This window comes from Mycetocola sp. Y444, from assembly GCF_059445295.1.
In genome coordinates this window covers 305604-320546 of the sequence record NZ_JCAIUB010000003.1, presented here as the reverse complement: position 1 = coordinate 320546, position 14943 = coordinate 305604, and the positions used below count along the sequence as shown (strand labels likewise).

Sequence of the window (14943 nt, the reverse complement as noted above, 5' to 3'; positions counted from 1 at the left end):
ACACGCTCGCAGGTTCACGACGCTGGGGAGCCGTATCGTTAGAAACGCTGCGCGCTGCGCGCTGCACCAGCACCAGCACCAGCACCAGCACCAGCACCAAAGGAACACCAAGAACAGTGGAAACATCTGCGACCCTCGGTCGCGAGAACCAGGTCGGCTCGCCGGAGAACATCCTTCGGCGGGCCGGCTGGGTCCCCGAGTACACCACCTTTCCTCCCATGGACGAGCTCACCGCTCGATTCGAGAAGCTCCGCGGCGAACACCCGCAGCTGATCTCTGTGCAACGAATCGGCACCAGCCGGCTCGGCGACGCCCTCGAGATGTACTCGATCGGCGATGGGCCCCTGTCGCACCTCGTCGTTGGCGGTGTGCATCCGAACGAACCGGTGGGGGCGTGGACCGCTCTGCACCTGCTCGAGCAGCTCGCCACCGACGACGACCTCCGCATCGGACTCGGCGCGCGCTGGAACATCGTTCCCTGCATCGACCCCGACGGCGCCCGTCTCAACGAGGGGTGGTTCGCCAACCCCGGCGACCGCGGCAGTTACGCACGCGCGTTCTACCGTCCAGCCCCGAACGAGCAGGTCGAGTGGACCTTCCCGTTCAGCTACAAGAAGGCGTACTTCGACGCCATGCTGCCCGAGACCCAGGCTCTCGCCCGGGCAATCGACCTCACGAAACCCGACCTCTATGTCGCCCTGCACAACGCGGAAATGGGCGGCGTCTACTACTACCTCACGCGCGATGTTCCCGAGCTGTACGACGTGCTCGCCGCGGTGCCCGAGAGCCTCGGCCTTCCCCTCGACAAGGGTGAGCCCGAGGGCGGCCACCTCAAAGAACTGGCCCCGGCGGTCTTCATCACCGGCAGCCTCGAGGAGGTCTACGACTGGGTCGAATCCCTCGGTGGCGATCCCTTCCCGCCCGGCTCTGGCGGCAACGCATCGAGCGACTACGCCCTCAGGTACGGCACCCTGTCGCTGATCGCCGAGCTTCCGTACTGGAAACACCCGGATGCCGACAACACCGAGCCCACCGACGAGACCTACTCGGCACTGCTCGCCCGCACCGGAGAACAGTTCGTCGATTTCGGCACCGCGCTCATCGAGCTGCTCGCGGAGGCCGAGCCCATGCTCACGATCGACACGCCCTTCCTCCGTGGCTCGCGCGCCTTCGTGCCGATGATGAAGGCCACCGGCGAGTCCAACATCGCGAGGTCGCGACAGCCGGAGGCCCAGCGACCGGCGACGGTCGCCGAGCGGTTCGGCTGCGAAGACCTCGTCCACATGTTCCGGCTGCGTTTCGGTGGGATGCTGCTGCGCGCGTTCGAAGCGGAGGTGAACGCCGGCACCGCACCGGCGGAACTCCGCCGAATCACCGAACGGATGCTGTCGCTCTATACCGGATGGCAGCGGGAGGCCGCAGATGCAGACAACGCGGAAGTCATCCCGATCTCCTCGCTCGTCGGTGTCCAGTACGGGGCTATTCTCGCCGGGGCGGCCCACTTCGCCGGAACGCTGTCGCTCCCACACGAGACCGCCGCACCGCAGGTTTGAGCGCCGCAGGCACAATCGCAACCGGACGAACGCGCTGAACGGAGCGCAGTCGCGCGGGTGCCATGACGCCATCGCGCATGCCCCGGGTCCGGGTTGAAACCGCCCTACTTCCGCATGATTCCGCGGTCCCCCAGGCAGGGGACCGGACGAGAGGGATGCTCAGCTCACTCTTCCCCTGCCCCCGTTCAGGGGTCTAGTCTCTGGAACACTGTGCCGGGGTCACGAGTCCCGGTGTAACTGTCACTCTCCAATGAAGGGGCAATACATGTTTCAGAAACGCAAGGTGGGATCCGTGTTCACGGCGGCCCTCGCGACCGGCGCTCTCGTCGCCGTCAGCTTCGCGGGGCCCGCATACGCCGGCGGGGGCAAAGGGCCCGGGCACGGCGGTGGCGGCCACGGTCACGGTCACGGCAACCCGGCGGCGAAGTCGGCCTCCGAAATACTGAGGAAGGCTGTTACAGCCGACGGCATCACGAAGCACCTCCAGGCGCTGCAGGACATCGCCGATGCCAACGGCGGCAACCGCGCCGCGGGCACACCCGGCCACGTCGCCTCGGCGGACTACATGGAGGCCAAGCTCAAGAAGGCCGGCTACACCACCTGGCGGCAACCGTTCAGCTACGTCAAGAGCGTGGTCGACACCGCTGCCCTCGAGCAGGTCTCACCCAACCCCCTGACCTACGGCTACCAGGTCGACTTCCTCGAGGCCAGCAATGCCTCAGAGGGTGATGTCACCGCTCCGGTGCAGGCTGTCGACGTGAACCTCGTCGGTGACCGTGCCTCGACAAGCGGATGTGAGGCATCCGATTTCGCAGGATTCACCGCGGGCAACATCGCCCTCGTGCAGCGCGGAACCTGCGAGTTCCGGGTCAAGGCCGACAACGCCCTCGCGGCGGGAGCGGTCGGAGTGATCATCTTTAATCAGGGCACCGTCACGGGGAGTGACGACCGTACCGGTCTCTTCGCGGGAACGCTGGGCGACACGATCTTCTCACTGCCGGTCGCGACGACAACGTTCGCGCTCGGTGAGCAGCTCGCGACGACCGCTGGCGCCGAAGTGCGACTCGCGTTTGACGCGCACGAGGAGACCATCAACACGTTCAACCTCCTCGCCGACAGCAGGGGTAACGCCAACGAGACCGTCGTCGTCGGCGGACACCTCGACAGCGTTCTCGAAGGCCCGGGCATCAATGACAACGGGTCGGGAACCGCGGCGATCCTCGAGACAGCACTGCAGATGTCGAAGAAGAACCTCACACCGAAGAACAAGGTGCGTTTCGCGTTCTGGAGCGGGGAGGAAGACGGACTGCTCGGCTCAGAGCACTACGTCGCGCAGCTGACCGATGCTGAGATCCAGCAGCACGCACTCAACCTCAACTTCGACATGCTCGGATCGACCAATGCGGTGCGCTTCGTCTACGACGGCGATGGGGACACGTTCGCGGTCGAGCCCGGCCCTCCTCCTGGCTCTGACGTCATCGAGGACACGTTCAACGAGTACTTTGCCTCCCAGGGACTCGCGACGGCGCCTACCGCGTTCGACGGGCGCAGCGACTACGGCCCGTTCATCGCGAACAACATTCCTGCCGGCGGACTGTTCACCGGGGCCGAGAACATCAAGACTGCTGAGCAGGCGGCCATCTTCGGCGGCGCTGCCGGTGAGCCGTACGACCCGTGCTACCACGCGGCGTGCGACGACATCAACAACATCGATCCCGTTGTGCTGGAGCAAATGGCGGACGCTCTCGCGCACGCCACGGCGACCTTCGCTGAGACCAAGACCAAGAAGCACGGCGGTAAGGGTCACGGCAAGGGACACCACTACACCGACCGTTGGGACTACAAGGGTCCGCGCGGAAACCGCTAGCTGCACCTCTCGCTGAGCCGGGGCCCGTCGCATTAGTGCGGCGGGCCCCGGTTTTGTGTGGGTGGATTTGGGCGGGGCGGATGCCGCATGCATGCCGGTCCCACGGCATCCGTTCATCCGAACCACATGCCGACAAACCCACCGCAAACCCGACATTCGCAACGGATGACGCCCGGCCGACCCCCACTCCATCCGTTCATCCGAACCAAACGCCGACAAACCCACCGCAAACCCGGCATCCACGACGGATGACGCCCTGCCGACCCCCGCTCCATCCGTTCATCCGAACCAAACGCCGACAAACCCACCGCAAACCCGACATCCACGACGGATGACGCCCTGCCGACCCCTGCTCCATCCGTTCATCCGACCCATATGCCGACAAGCCCACCGCAAACCCGACATTCACGACGGATGAATGGCGCTCGCTGCTTCGCGGGCTACATCCCCGCTTCCGAGGACGGCGCGAGCCGGCTCGGCGGTTCCTCCCCCTCGAACCAGCCCAGCCAGCCGCCCTCGACGGGCATGATCTCGTACTCGTCACACACGGTAACCACTGCGGGACGCTCCGCAGCGGCCGTCCACGTCGCGGTCAGGACGGGAGCGCCCTCCCGTGCCCGCTCGACGCAGTCCCCCTCGGGCGGGCTCGACGTCGTGACGCGGATCACCGACAGTCGCCCATCTTTTGTTTCGAGCGAACGGATGTCAGTGGCATCCGTCGGAATCCACCCGGGCATATCGCCGGAGGTCCAGTGCTCGACGGCGGCGTCATAGGTCGCGAAGAGCGCCTCGCGGGAATTGCTGAGCACGTCCTTCACGGAACACCCACTGAGCGTGAGGGCGACGAGGGTGGCGGCCGCGACGGTGAGGAGAGAGCGGTGTGTGAGCATGACTCCAGTCCAGCGGCTGCGCGCGCACCGCGGATCGGTCCCGGGGTTGATCCGGGGTCCACCGGGAGGATGAACCTGGGGTGAGCAGCCCGACGCGACGCTGCACGCGGAACCTGGGGTGAGCGCGCCGGCGACACCGCCACAGCCCCAGCCCCTTCCCCACCCAGCAACCGCAGCCCCCGCCCACGCGGCATCCGCCCCCTCCCCCGCCCGGCCCCACCCGGCATCCGCCCCATCCCCACCCGGCATCCGCCCCATCCCCACTCATCCACTCCGCCCACGCGGCATCCGACCCGCCGAATACGACATCCGCCCCAGCCGCCACGGCACATCCGCACCGCCCCGATGCGACATCCGAGCGCCGTCCCATAGCAGACGCGGCGGCATCCGTCCCTTCTTGACCGGGGGACTTGCGCAACCGGGGTTGAACCAGCCACGGTGAGATCGTGAGCACAGAAACCGCAGGCAGCGCAGACACTTCAGACACCTCAGGGCAGCAATTCGCCGCTGTCGTCTACAACCCGATCAAGGTCGACATCGACGCGATCAAGGAGGCCGCGGGCCGCGAGGCGGCGGAAGCGGGGTGGGCCGAGACCCGCTACTACGAGACTTCCGTCGAGGATCCGGGTGGCGAGGTCACGACGCAGGCTCTCAACGACGGTGCCGGCATGATCATCGCGGCCGGCGGCGACGGAACTGTGCGCGCGGTTGCCGAAGCCATGTCCGGCGCGAAGGTGCCGATCGCACTGCTGCCGTCCGGCACGGGCAACCTGCTCGCGCGCAACCTGAACCTCACGCTCGACGACCTCGATCACTCGCTGCACTCGGCGTTCAGCGGCAAGAACCGCCCGATCGACCTCGCGAAGATCGACATCGAACGCTCCGGCGGCGCCATCGACCACCACGCCTACCTCGTGATGGCGGGTCTCGGCCTCGATGCGAAGATGCTCGCGAACACCGATGAGGAGCTCAAGGCCAAGGTCGGCTGGCTCGCGTACGTCGGTGCGATCGGCAAGGCCCTGACCGACAAGAACTACCTGCGGATGCGGTACCAGGTCGGCAGAGAGAAGCCACGGGCCGTGCGCGCCCACACCATCATCATCGGTAACTGCGGCTCGCTGATGGCGAACGTCGTGCTGCTGCCCGATGCCGCCGTGGATGACGGTGAGCTCGACATCATCGTGCTGCGGCCAGAGGGTTTCGTCGGCTGGGTGCAGATTTTCGTCAAGGTGATCTGGGAGAACGGGGTGCTCCGGCGCACCAAGCTCGGTGAGAAGCTCGTGTCGCCCGACGTCAAGGCGCTCAACTATTTCCGCGGCGAGAAGCTCACCGTGAGACTGAGCCGGGCGGAGCCGATCGAGCTCGACGGCGACGAATTCGGCGAGGCAACAGCGCTGAAGACCTGGGTCGAGCCGGGCGGACTGCTGGTGCGGGTTCCCGCCGACTCCTGACCGCTGGCCACGCCCAGCGCGCGGTGATACTCGCCTAGGTCTACCGACCCGCGGCACCCGCTCTAGGCAGCTCGCCCACCGAGCGCTACAGATCCATGTTCAAGCTGCAGAAGTAACTGCAGCGCAAGCATGCAAGTGCAGCGCTCGACGGCGCGGCTGCCCGCCCCCACATGCCAGGCGCGCCACCCCTCGCACCTGCCAGACCCGGCGCGCCTCGAACAGAGGCCAGCGCGCTCTGCCGACCCGCGGCATCCGCTCGACGGAGCGTGCCACCGAGCGCTACAGATCCATGCTCAAGCTGCAGAAGTAACTGCAGCGCAAGCATGGAAGTGCAGCGCTCGACGAGGCAGCCACCCGGCGACCCCAGGGCACCAGCTCCGCCGTCGAGCGCTACAGATCCATGTTCAAGCTGCAGAAGCAACTGCAGCGCAAGCATGCAAGTGCAGCGCTCGACGGCGCGGCTGCCCGCCCCCACATGCCAGGCGCGCCACCCCTCGCACCTGCCAGACCCGGCGCGCCTCGAACAGAGGCCAGCGCGCTCTGCCGACCCGCGGCATCCGCTCGACGGAGCGTGCCACCGAGCGCTACAGATCCATGCTCAAGCTGCAGAAGTAACTGCAGCGCAAGCATGGAAGTGCAGCGCTCGACGAGGCAGCCACCCGGCGACCCCAGGGCACCAGCTCCGCCGACACCCGCGAGCGGATTGGTGACCTCCGCCCGCGTGACATACCGTGGAGGAATGACCCGCCCGAGCCGCTTCCGCACCGCGGCGGCGCTCGTCGTCGGAGTCCTCGCTCTCACCGCGTGCACGCCGTCGGGGGCGTCCGAAAAGTCGGGGACCGCGACGGTAACGACGAGTCCGGATGCCGCGCTCACGGTTCTCGCGGACACCGACGAAAGTGCGGCGTCGATTGCCACCAGCCGCGCACTGTTCGAGACCGCACCACTCGTGGTCGTCGCGTCGGCCGGAGCCGCTGAGGCACAGAACGTTGCCGCTCGGGCAGCAGTCGCGCTCGGCGTGCCGCTCCTCATCGACGTCCCGGCGGCCGTGCCGGTCGCTGGCGATGACGAAACCGAAACGACGCCCCCGGCAGACTCCCCAGCCACACCTACGACTGAGCCCCCGGCCGGCTCCCCGGCAACGCCCCCCGCCGCCACCCCGGCCGACCCCCCGGCCGGCTCCACTGCCGCCCCAAGCCCGCTCGACGACGAACTCACCCGACTCGACACGACCACCGCGGTCGTGGTCGGCGACACGGACGGAGCATCCCTCGACGAGTCGCTCACCGTCGTCCAGGTCGAGGCGACCATCAAGGCCGCGAGCGCAACCATCGGCCACACGCTCGCCGAACCCGCCTCCGCAGACCCCGCGACGTTCGCCGCCGAGATCGCGGCCCTCGAAGCGACCGAAGCAACCACGACGACCAAAACAACCAACACCGGCGGCACCAGCACTCCGAGCGCCGACATCCCCGACCTTGAGCGCCCTGCCCCCATCGACGACACGGCCGCCATCGCCATCGACGGCGCCGCCCAGCTCGCGTCCATCGCGACCGCCCGCTCCGCCGGCATCCCGGTGCACCTGCTCACCGGGGGTTCCGCGAATCCGCAGGCGAACGCATCCGTCATCGACGCCCTTCACGCCTCGAAGACCGAGAAAACCCTCGCGATCGGTGCCGCATTCGGCGCAGAACCGGCACTCGACTGGAAGGTGCGCACCGCACGCAGCGGCACCCAGCTTCCCGGCGGAGGCCAGCTCCTCTTCGAGAACCACCAGTTCGTCGCCATCTACGGAACACCGACCACCTCGGTCCTCGGCGTTCTGGGTGAGCAGGATGCCGCTGGCTCGGTCGAGCGCGCCAGGCAGGTTGCGGCGCCATTCCAGGCGTTCACGCCGAAGACTGTTGTGCCCATGTTCGAGATCATCGCGTCGGTTGCCGCCGGAGGCCCCGGTGATGACGGCAACTTCTCGAACGAGCTCTCGCCGGAGTCACTGAGGCCGTGGATCGACGCCGCCGCCAACGCGGGCATCTACGTCGTGATCGACCTGCAGCCGGGCAGGACGGACTTCCTCACCCAGGCGAAGCAGTACCAGTCACTGCTCGAACTGCCCAACGTCGGGCTCGCGCTCGACCCGGAGTGGCGCCTCGCCCCCGACCAGCGTCACCTCCACGACATCGGCTCGGTGTCAGCGGCAGAGGTGAACTCCGTCACGCACTGGCTCGCCGACCTCACCAACGAGAAGGGCCTGCCCCAGAAGATGCTCGTGGTGCACCAGTTCCGCCCGAGCATGCTGACCGACCGGGAGACGCTCGACCTGAGCCGACCCGAGATCGGGATGCTCCTCCACGTCGACGGCCAGGGCGGCCAGCCCGACAAGCAGGCGACCTGGGCGAACGTCAAGAGGGATGCCCCCGCTGGCGTCGCGTGGGGCTGGAAGAACTTCTACGACGAAGACGCTCCCATGCTCACTCCCGAGCAGACCATGTCACAGGTGCACCCGACCCCGGAGCTCATCACCTACCAGTAGGTACCTGTGATCGGCCGGCAACCGGCGCCGCAATCCGCAACACCGCGCCGCACACTGCCGCCCTCGACCCGACCCGCTGCCATACGCTCGAGTCATGACGACAACGACGACGCCACGTATCGGAGTGCGGTTCGAACCCGACTGGGCGCCGGAGCGCCTGCCTGAGTTCGCCCAGTGGGCGGAGGATGCCGGGTTCGACGAACTCTGGTTCAGCGAGGACCTGCCCTGGGCCGGCGGGATCACCATGGCCGCGACGGCCCTCGCGGTCACCTCACGCATCTCGGTCGGCATCGGGCTGCTCCCCGCCGTCACCCGCAACGTCGCGACCGCTGCCATGGAGATCGGCGCGCTCGCGCGTCTCGCACCCGGCCGGGTGATCATCGCGCTTGGCCACGGCATCCCGTCCTGGATGGAAGAGATCGGCGCGAGCGTGCCCAAGCCGCTCGCGGCGCTCGAGGAGACAACTGTGGCGCTGCGCCGCCTCCTCGCCGGTGAGACCGTCACCGTTGACGGCACCCACGTCCACCTCGAGAACGTCACACTCGGCTTCCCGCCCGCCGAACCACCGAAGGTCTTCCTCGGCACGACGGGCCCGATCGGGCTCCGGGTCACCGCGCGCAGTTCCGACGGGCTCCTGCTCCCTGAACTTGCCGCGCCGGATGCCGTCCGCTGGGCACGCGAACAGATGGCGGCGGCAGGCGGTCACGGAGAAACCCTCCTCCTCGCGATGACGAGCATCGGCGACGATCGCGACCAGGCCATCGCTGAGGTGCGTTCGCGGGTACAGCGGCTCATCGACTTCGGCGTGTTCGGCCGCCTGACCGAGATAGCGGGTCTCGGCGCCGACGGCAGTGGCGAGCTCACCGACGACATCCTGCAGTCGCTCGCCATCGGTGGCACGCCGGCCGACGCGGAGCGCACTGTCGCCGCCTGGGTTGAGGCCGGTGCCGACCGCATCATCCTCGTCGCGGGCGCCGACGATCCGATCGCCAGCTACCGCCGCTTTGCCGACGACGTGTTCCCGCTGATCGGGCGGTGAGGTCCAGGCATCCGCTCCCGCGCGCCGTTCCAGTCGCGCGATTACGTCGAATGGGCCCGCATTCGACGTAATCGCGCGACTGGAATGGAAACTCGCCCTCACGCGGGCCGTTCGCGCGCCGCAAATGCGCGGAATAGCATCCGCAAACCGCGGTTTTGGGGCATCCGAACGCAAACCCAAGCGATGCGCCGCTACGAGAACGACATGAGCCGCAGTGCCGCACCGGTCGGGTCAGTGACCGAGGCGATGCGGCCGTACGGGGTGTCCGTCGCGGCATCCTTCGGGGTGGCACCGAGCTCGAGCGCCTTCGCCACCGTGGCGTCGACGTCGTCGGCGCCGAAGTACACCGCCCATGAAGCCGGCTCTCCCTCGGCGAGGTCGCCCTTCGCGTCGTAAATCCCCGCGAACGCCTGGCCGTCACGCTCGAAGGTCTTGTAGCGGAAGTCGTCACTGTCGCCCTCGTCCCTGAGGGTCCAGCCGAACGCCTTCTCGTAGAACGTGACGGCCTTCTCGAAGTCTGACGCGAGCAACTCGCACCACACGGGCGCTCCGTGCTCCCGCTCGACCTGGAACCCCGTGTGCTCACCGGGTTTCCAGTAGCCGACCGTCGCGCCGGTGGCATCCGTCGCGAAACCCATCACGCCCATGTGCGGAACGTCCATCGGCTCGAACATATTCTCCCCGCCGGCCTCGGCGACGGCCGCGGCTGTTGCCGAGGCATCCGTTGTCAGGAGGTACACCGACCAGGAATCCGGGTAGTGGGCGTCCTCCTGCTTTTTCATGGCGCCGGCGACGCGCCTGCCGCTCAAGTTGAAACTCACGTACCCGCCGTAGAGCACGTCATCGCCGATCTCGGCGTCCCAGCCGAAGAGTTCACCGTAGAACTCCTGCGAGCGGGTGGGGTCCGAGGTGGTGAGTTCGAGCCAGCAGGGCGCCCCCGGCGTGTTCACCGTGATGTCAGGCATGCGAAGTCCCTTCGTCCGTGTGTTGTCGGTCAGGGTACTCCGGCAGATTCGGTGCGGCTAGGGCGGATCGGCGGTGCTCACACGCTCGGTCCCGATGTTTCGGGCGGTCAATCCGGGTGCCCATCCACCTATGGACGACGGACCCCTCGGTTCTCCTCCCGAAAATCGCGCATCGGCCCAAACGGCACGTGGCAAGCTGGAGGAATGCTTCCCTTGAGCCCCACATCCGCATGCTGAACGACGAGGCGGTCGAGTTCCTCCGCGGCACCACGGAGGGCACCCGGGTGGTCATTCGATATTCACTCGATGACGGTCAGGCGACGGATGCCCTCGGCTGGTTCATGCGCGGAGACGACACCGCCTGCGTCATCGCGGGCAAGCGCGGCATGGAGACCGTCCGGTTCGACCGGGTCATCGCGGCGAAGGAAGTGCCGCCACCGCCAGCGCCTCGCTCACCCCGGCGGAGAGACGGCTACTGAAGCGAGACACTGGCGGGCGGCATTCCTTACGCGGAGACCGGCGTCGCGAGCAACTCATCGAGCTGCTCGTAGCCCTCATTGACGCCCTTCTCCATGCCGGACTGCACCATGCCGTCACGGTTCTCCAGACTCGGGTACACGCTGTGCCCGGTTACGCGGGTGCGACCGTTGCCCAGGTCCTCGAGGCTGAGGAACTCGAGGCTGATCGCGCCGGGAAACCCCTCAAACTCGAAGGTCTGCACGATGCCCTTCTCCGGTAACGCGGAGTGCACGACACCGTTGAACCAGTACTCCTCGCCGTCGACGCGGTGTGCATAGCGGTAGCCGCCACCGGTCGTGATGTCCCAGCGCTCGATGTCCATGACATAGCCGCGCGGGCCGAGCCACTGCAGGACGAGCTCGGGTTCGGTGTGTGCCCGGTAGACGGCCTCGAGGGGCGCATCGAATTCGCGGACGATCTCGATGAACGGCACTCCGTCCGGGACGGTGATCGTGGTTGGATTCGTCATCTCTCTTCCTCTCCTTCTTCCTCTTTCTCTTTCTCTTTCTCTTTCTGTGGGTGGGTGATGTGTGTGCCGGCGAGGACCCCGTCGAGCCGGCGGAAGCGTGATTCGGCGGTGAGTCGGTAGGCGTCGATCCAGGCGGTGAGTTCTTCGAGCGCCTCGGGGACCAGCGCGGCGGGGCGGCGTTGCGCGTCGCGCGAGCGACTGACCAGTCCGGCCTGTTCGAGGACGGCGATGTGCTTCGATACCGCCTGCTTGGTGATCGCGAATGGCTCGGCGAGTTCGTTGACGGATGCCGGTCCCCGGCTTAATCGCGCGATGATCGCCCGGCGCACCGGGTCGGCGAGCGCCATGAAGGCCCGGTCGAGCCGCGCGTCAGCGTCCACGGCGGCGTCCGGATCAACGGCGGGGACTGAAAGCATCGTCAACCTTTTCCTTTATCAACCGGATGGTTGTTAACAAGGTAGGACTGCCCTCTCCGCCCGTCAAGAGTCACGCCCGGAATCCTCCGCAGGAACTCTCACTGTGGTACCTCTGGATTATGTTCGAATCCGGTGACCGTGCAGCATCCGCTTACCTCAACGAGGCCGTCGCACTCGCCGTCGAGAACGTGACGGCGGGTGGTGGGCCGTTCGGTGCGGTCGTCGTGACGGCGGACGGCGGCGTGTACACAGGCACGAACCAGGTGACGGCCCTGAACGATCCAACGGCCCACGCCGAGGTGATGGCCATCAGGCGTGCATGCGCCGATCTCGGCACCTTCGACCTCACCGGGGCGACGCTCTACGCGAGCTGCGAACCGTGCCCGCTCTGCGTCGCGGCATCTCTCTGGGCCCACGTGGACGCTGTGGTCTTTGCCGCCGATCGGTTTGACGCCGAACGGGCGGGCTTCGCCGACAAGCGGTTCGACGACCACTTCGACAAGGTAGCGCCCGCGATCGCCGTCATGCCCGGCGCGGCCGAGCGGCCACTCGCACCGTTCGAAGCCTGGGCAACCAAGGCCGACAGAACGGAATACTGACCGCCACGACAAGGGGGTTGTGCCACGTCGACGCTGTCGCGTTTGCTTGATGAGCCGTGCTGCGCGGCCGACAGACCGCCAACGAACCGGGGATGCCCCGCGGGAAGGAGCCGAGATGGCTGTGAAACTCAACGACAAAGCATTTCGTCACGCGAAGAGCCTCGTCACGAAGGGCACAGTGGTCCGCGATGAGCGAGACGACTGGAGCGAGCATGCGCCGACAGCCGACGACGAGAACAAGTTCATCAAGAAGGAGAGCTGGGCGGAGTACTCGAAGTGGCACCTCGGCGTCGACGACGAACACCCCGACGACACCAAGGGGCACTACAAGTTCCCGATCGGCGACTTTAAGAAGGTCCACCGCTGTGCGGTGATCTCGGGCGAGAGCCGCGCCGGCCAGTATGACTATGACGACATCCGGGATGCCCTCGGCACGCTCCTGAAGAAAATCGACGAGGACTGATCGCGCGCCATGACATCCGCCACGACTCCCGCTCTCACTCCGGCCGAGGCGCTCGACGAGATCGCCTTCCTCCTCGAGCGCGACCTCGCGTCGCCATACAAGACGAAGGCATTCCGCACGGCCCTCGCGACGATCGAACCGCTCGGTGATGACAAAGTTGCGGCCGGGGTGGCCGACGGAAGCCTCAAGCGCCGCAAGGGCATCGGTTCGACCACCTGGACCGTGATCGAGCAGGCGGTTTCGGGCCAGGTTCCCGACTACCTGGCCGACCTTCGCGAGCGGATCGGCGGCCCGGTGACCGAGGACGGCACCGAATTGCGCGCGAAGCTCAAGGGCGACCTGCACAGCCACACCCTGTGGTCGGATGGCACGACCGACCTCGCATCCATGGCGCGCACCGCCCAGCGGCTCGGCCACGATTACCTCGTGGCGTCGGACCACTCGCCGTCGCTGCGGGTGGCCAACGGGCTGAGCACCGAGCGACTCGAGGAACAACTGACCGAGCTCGACGCGCTCAATGAGGGCTTCAAGGACTTCCGGATGCTGTCCGGCATCGAAGTAGACATCCTCGAAGACGGAGCCATCGACCAGTCAGACGAAGTGCTCGACCGGCTGGACGTCGTCGTGGCGAGCGTGCATTCCAAATTGCGGATGCCGTCGGGCGAGATGACGAAGCGGATGCTCGCCGCCATCCGTCACCCGCACGTCAACGTGCTCGGGCATTGCACCGGCAGGCTTGTGCAGGGCGGGAGGGGAACGCGCCCACAGTCGACGTTCGACGCCGCGGCTGTGTTCGCTGCGTGCGCCGAGAACGACGTCGCCGTAGAGATCAACTCGCGCCCGGAGCGACGGGATCCGCCGGATGACCTGATCCAGCTCGCGCTGGACGCCGGGTGCCTGTTCAGCATCGACAGCGACGCTCACGCTCCCGGCCAGCTCGGGCTGCTCGATCTCGGAGCGGCGCGCGCCGACGCGGTGGGTGTTCCGGCTGAGCGGATCGTCACGACCTGGCCGCTCGACCGGCTGCTCGAGTGGAGTGGCGCCTAAACCCACGGACCGGGAGCTTTTAACCCACCGACGGTGTTTTGGCCACCCGTTGACCGCAAAGCGCCGGAAGCGCACCGTTGAGCCAGCACAAGTCGAACCAGTCCGGTGCCGGATGTGAAGGAGAACGCAGATGTCGTCAAAGACCGTAGTCGTGATCACAGGCGCGTCGAGCGGCATCGGCCGGGCGACAGCCCTGCGCTTCGCCGCCCGGGGTGCAACAGTCGTGCTCGCGAGCCGCAGCGCGGAGGCACTTGCCGCCCTGGCTGGCGAGTGCCGGGACGCCGGAGGTGAGGCACTCGCGGTGCCCACGGATGTCACGGATGCCGGACAGGTCGAGCTTCTGGCCCGAACCGCGGTCGCCCGATGCGGCGGGATCGACGTGTGGGTCAACAACGCGGGGGTTTCTGCCTTCGCACCGTTCCTCGAGATGCCGCTCGACGACTTCCGTCGCGTGCTCGACGTGGACATCCTGGGCTGCGTCTACGGCGCCAGGGCAGCCCTGGCCGTGATGGCGAAGCAGGGAAGCGGCTCCCTGATCAACGTGGCGTCGATCGTGGGCGAAGTCCCGCAGCCGTACACAGCGCCATACGGCATGTCGAAGGCTGCGGTGCGGGCCCTCGGGGTGAGCCTCAGGTCCGAGCTCGCGCTATCGAAGCACAAAGGCATCTCGGTGTCGACGATCATGCCCGCGACCATGGATACCCCGTTCTTCCGCCACGCCGCGAACTACACGGGCCGTGAAGTGGTGGCCATGCCCCCTGTGTACAGCCCCGATCTCGTGGCCAGGGCGATCGTCAAGGTATCGAAGAAACCGCGTCGCGAGCTCGTCGTCGGTGGCGCGATCGCCAAGGCGATGGTCGCTCAACACCGCAAGACGCCCGCGGCTGTCGAGACACAGATGGCCCTGCAGACCGACAAGACGCACCTGTCCCGCACCAAAGATGCCCGGCCGACGCGGGGAACCCTCTACTCACCGCCACCGGCAACGGATGCCGCAATCACCGGCGGTTGGGGCGGGAGCGAGCGCGAAGACCGGCGGAAGACGATCGGCACTCTGCTCGCAGCGGCCCTCGGTGTGTGGCTCGCTCGTCGCTTCGTCGAGAGCCGGGCGGAGGAACGCGGCGACTGAGCCGCG

General features: G+C 67.2%; 14 protein-coding genes. 10 read left to right on the top strand and 4 right to left on the bottom strand.

Features of this window, described 5'->3' with window-relative positions:
- The first annotated feature begins 116 nt into the window (after nt 1-116).
- Both AC1C2M_RS13000 and AC1C2M_RS12995 read left to right on the top strand, forming a co-directional pair.
- Nucleotides 117-1553 (top strand): M14 family zinc carboxypeptidase, encoded by a 1437-nt coding sequence (locus tag AC1C2M_RS13000; protein WP_495436938.1) that lies wholly within the window; start codon nt 117-119, stop codon nt 1551-1553.
- 265 nt (nt 1554-1818) lie between these two features.
- Entirely contained in the window at nt 1819-3420 is a 1602-nt protein-coding gene (locus tag AC1C2M_RS12995; RefSeq protein ID WP_495436936.1) for a M20/M25/M40 family metallo-hydrolase, read from the top strand.
- A gap of 440 nt (nt 3421-3860) precedes the next feature.
- Here AC1C2M_RS12995 and AC1C2M_RS12990 read toward each other — a convergent pair whose 3' ends face one another.
- Complete coding sequence (locus tag AC1C2M_RS12990; RefSeq protein WP_495436935.1) at nt 3861-4310, bottom strand: hypothetical protein; 450 nt, start codon at nt 4308-4310, stop codon at nt 3861-3863.
- Nucleotides 4311-4756: 446 nt separating this feature from the next.
- Here AC1C2M_RS12990 and AC1C2M_RS12985 point away from each other — a divergent pair, with 446 nt between their 5' ends.
- The 3 genes from AC1C2M_RS12985 to AC1C2M_RS12975 all read left to right on the top strand — a co-directional run bounded on the left by AC1C2M_RS12985 (nt 4757) and on the right by AC1C2M_RS12975 (nt 9330).
- A complete protein-coding gene (locus AC1C2M_RS12985; RefSeq protein ID WP_495436934.1) occupies nt 4757-5761 on the top strand; it encodes a diacylglycerol/lipid kinase family protein in 1005 nt (334 codons plus the stop codon).
- A gap of 739 nt (nt 5762-6500) precedes the next feature.
- The gene (locus AC1C2M_RS12980) at nt 6501-8291 is read left to right on the top strand and encodes a hypothetical protein (protein WP_495436932.1); all 1791 of its coding nucleotides are present in this window, start codon (nt 6501-6503) and stop codon (nt 8289-8291) included.
- Between the two features lie 94 nt (nt 8292-8385).
- The gene (locus AC1C2M_RS12975; RefSeq protein ID WP_495436930.1) at nt 8386-9330 is read left to right on the top strand and encodes an LLM class flavin-dependent oxidoreductase; all 945 of its coding nucleotides are present in this window, start codon (nt 8386-8388) and stop codon (nt 9328-9330) included.
- A gap of 191 nt (nt 9331-9521) precedes the next feature.
- Here the strand turns inward: AC1C2M_RS12975 and AC1C2M_RS12970 are convergent, their stop codons facing one another.
- Nucleotides 9522-10295, bottom strand: coding sequence for a VOC family protein (locus tag AC1C2M_RS12970; RefSeq protein WP_483406419.1), 774 nt, complete (start codon nt 10293-10295; stop codon nt 9522-9524).
- Nucleotides 10296-10525: 230 nt separating this feature from the next.
- Between AC1C2M_RS12970 and AC1C2M_RS12965 the strand changes: the two genes are divergently transcribed.
- Nucleotides 10526-10774, top strand: a complete 249-nt coding sequence (locus AC1C2M_RS12965) for a hypothetical protein (protein WP_108963473.1) — start codon at nt 10526-10528, stop codon at nt 10772-10774.
- Between the two features lie 26 nt (nt 10775-10800).
- Here the strand turns inward: AC1C2M_RS12965 and AC1C2M_RS12960 are convergent, their stop codons facing one another.
- Together AC1C2M_RS12960 and AC1C2M_RS12955 are read right to left on the bottom strand one after the other, a co-directional pair.
- Nucleotides 10801-11283 (bottom strand): SRPBCC family protein, encoded by a 483-nt coding sequence (locus AC1C2M_RS12960; protein WP_495436928.1) that lies wholly within the window; start codon nt 11281-11283, stop codon nt 10801-10803.
- Nucleotides 11280-11699: an ArsR/SmtB family transcription factor gene (locus tag AC1C2M_RS12955; RefSeq protein WP_495436926.1), complete on the bottom strand. Its 420-nt coding sequence runs from the start codon at nt 11697-11699 to the stop codon at nt 11280-11282. Before AC1C2M_RS12955 ends, AC1C2M_RS12960 begins: the two co-directional genes overlap by 4 nt.
- 119 nt (nt 11700-11818) lie before the next feature.
- Here AC1C2M_RS12955 and AC1C2M_RS12950 point away from each other — a divergent pair, with 119 nt between their 5' ends.
- From AC1C2M_RS12950 to AC1C2M_RS12935, 4 genes are all read left to right on the top strand, one after another.
- The gene (locus AC1C2M_RS12950; RefSeq protein WP_495436924.1) at nt 11819-12298 is read left to right on the top strand and encodes a nucleoside deaminase; all 480 of its coding nucleotides are present in this window, start codon (nt 11819-11821) and stop codon (nt 12296-12298) included.
- Nucleotides 12299-12413: 115 nt separating this feature from the next.
- The gene (locus tag AC1C2M_RS12945) at nt 12414-12761 is read left to right on the top strand and encodes a hypothetical protein (RefSeq protein WP_495436922.1); all 348 of its coding nucleotides are present in this window, start codon (nt 12414-12416) and stop codon (nt 12759-12761) included.
- Nucleotides 12762-12770: 9 nt separating this feature from the next.
- The gene (locus tag AC1C2M_RS12940) at nt 12771-13808 is read left to right on the top strand and encodes a PHP domain-containing protein (RefSeq protein WP_495436920.1); all 1038 of its coding nucleotides are present in this window, start codon (nt 12771-12773) and stop codon (nt 13806-13808) included.
- Nucleotides 13809-13938: 130 nt separating this feature from the next.
- Nucleotides 13939-14937: an SDR family oxidoreductase gene (locus AC1C2M_RS12935; RefSeq protein WP_495436918.1), complete on the top strand. Its 999-nt coding sequence runs from the start codon at nt 13939-13941 to the stop codon at nt 14935-14937.
- Nucleotides 14938-14943 lie beyond the last annotated feature (6 nt).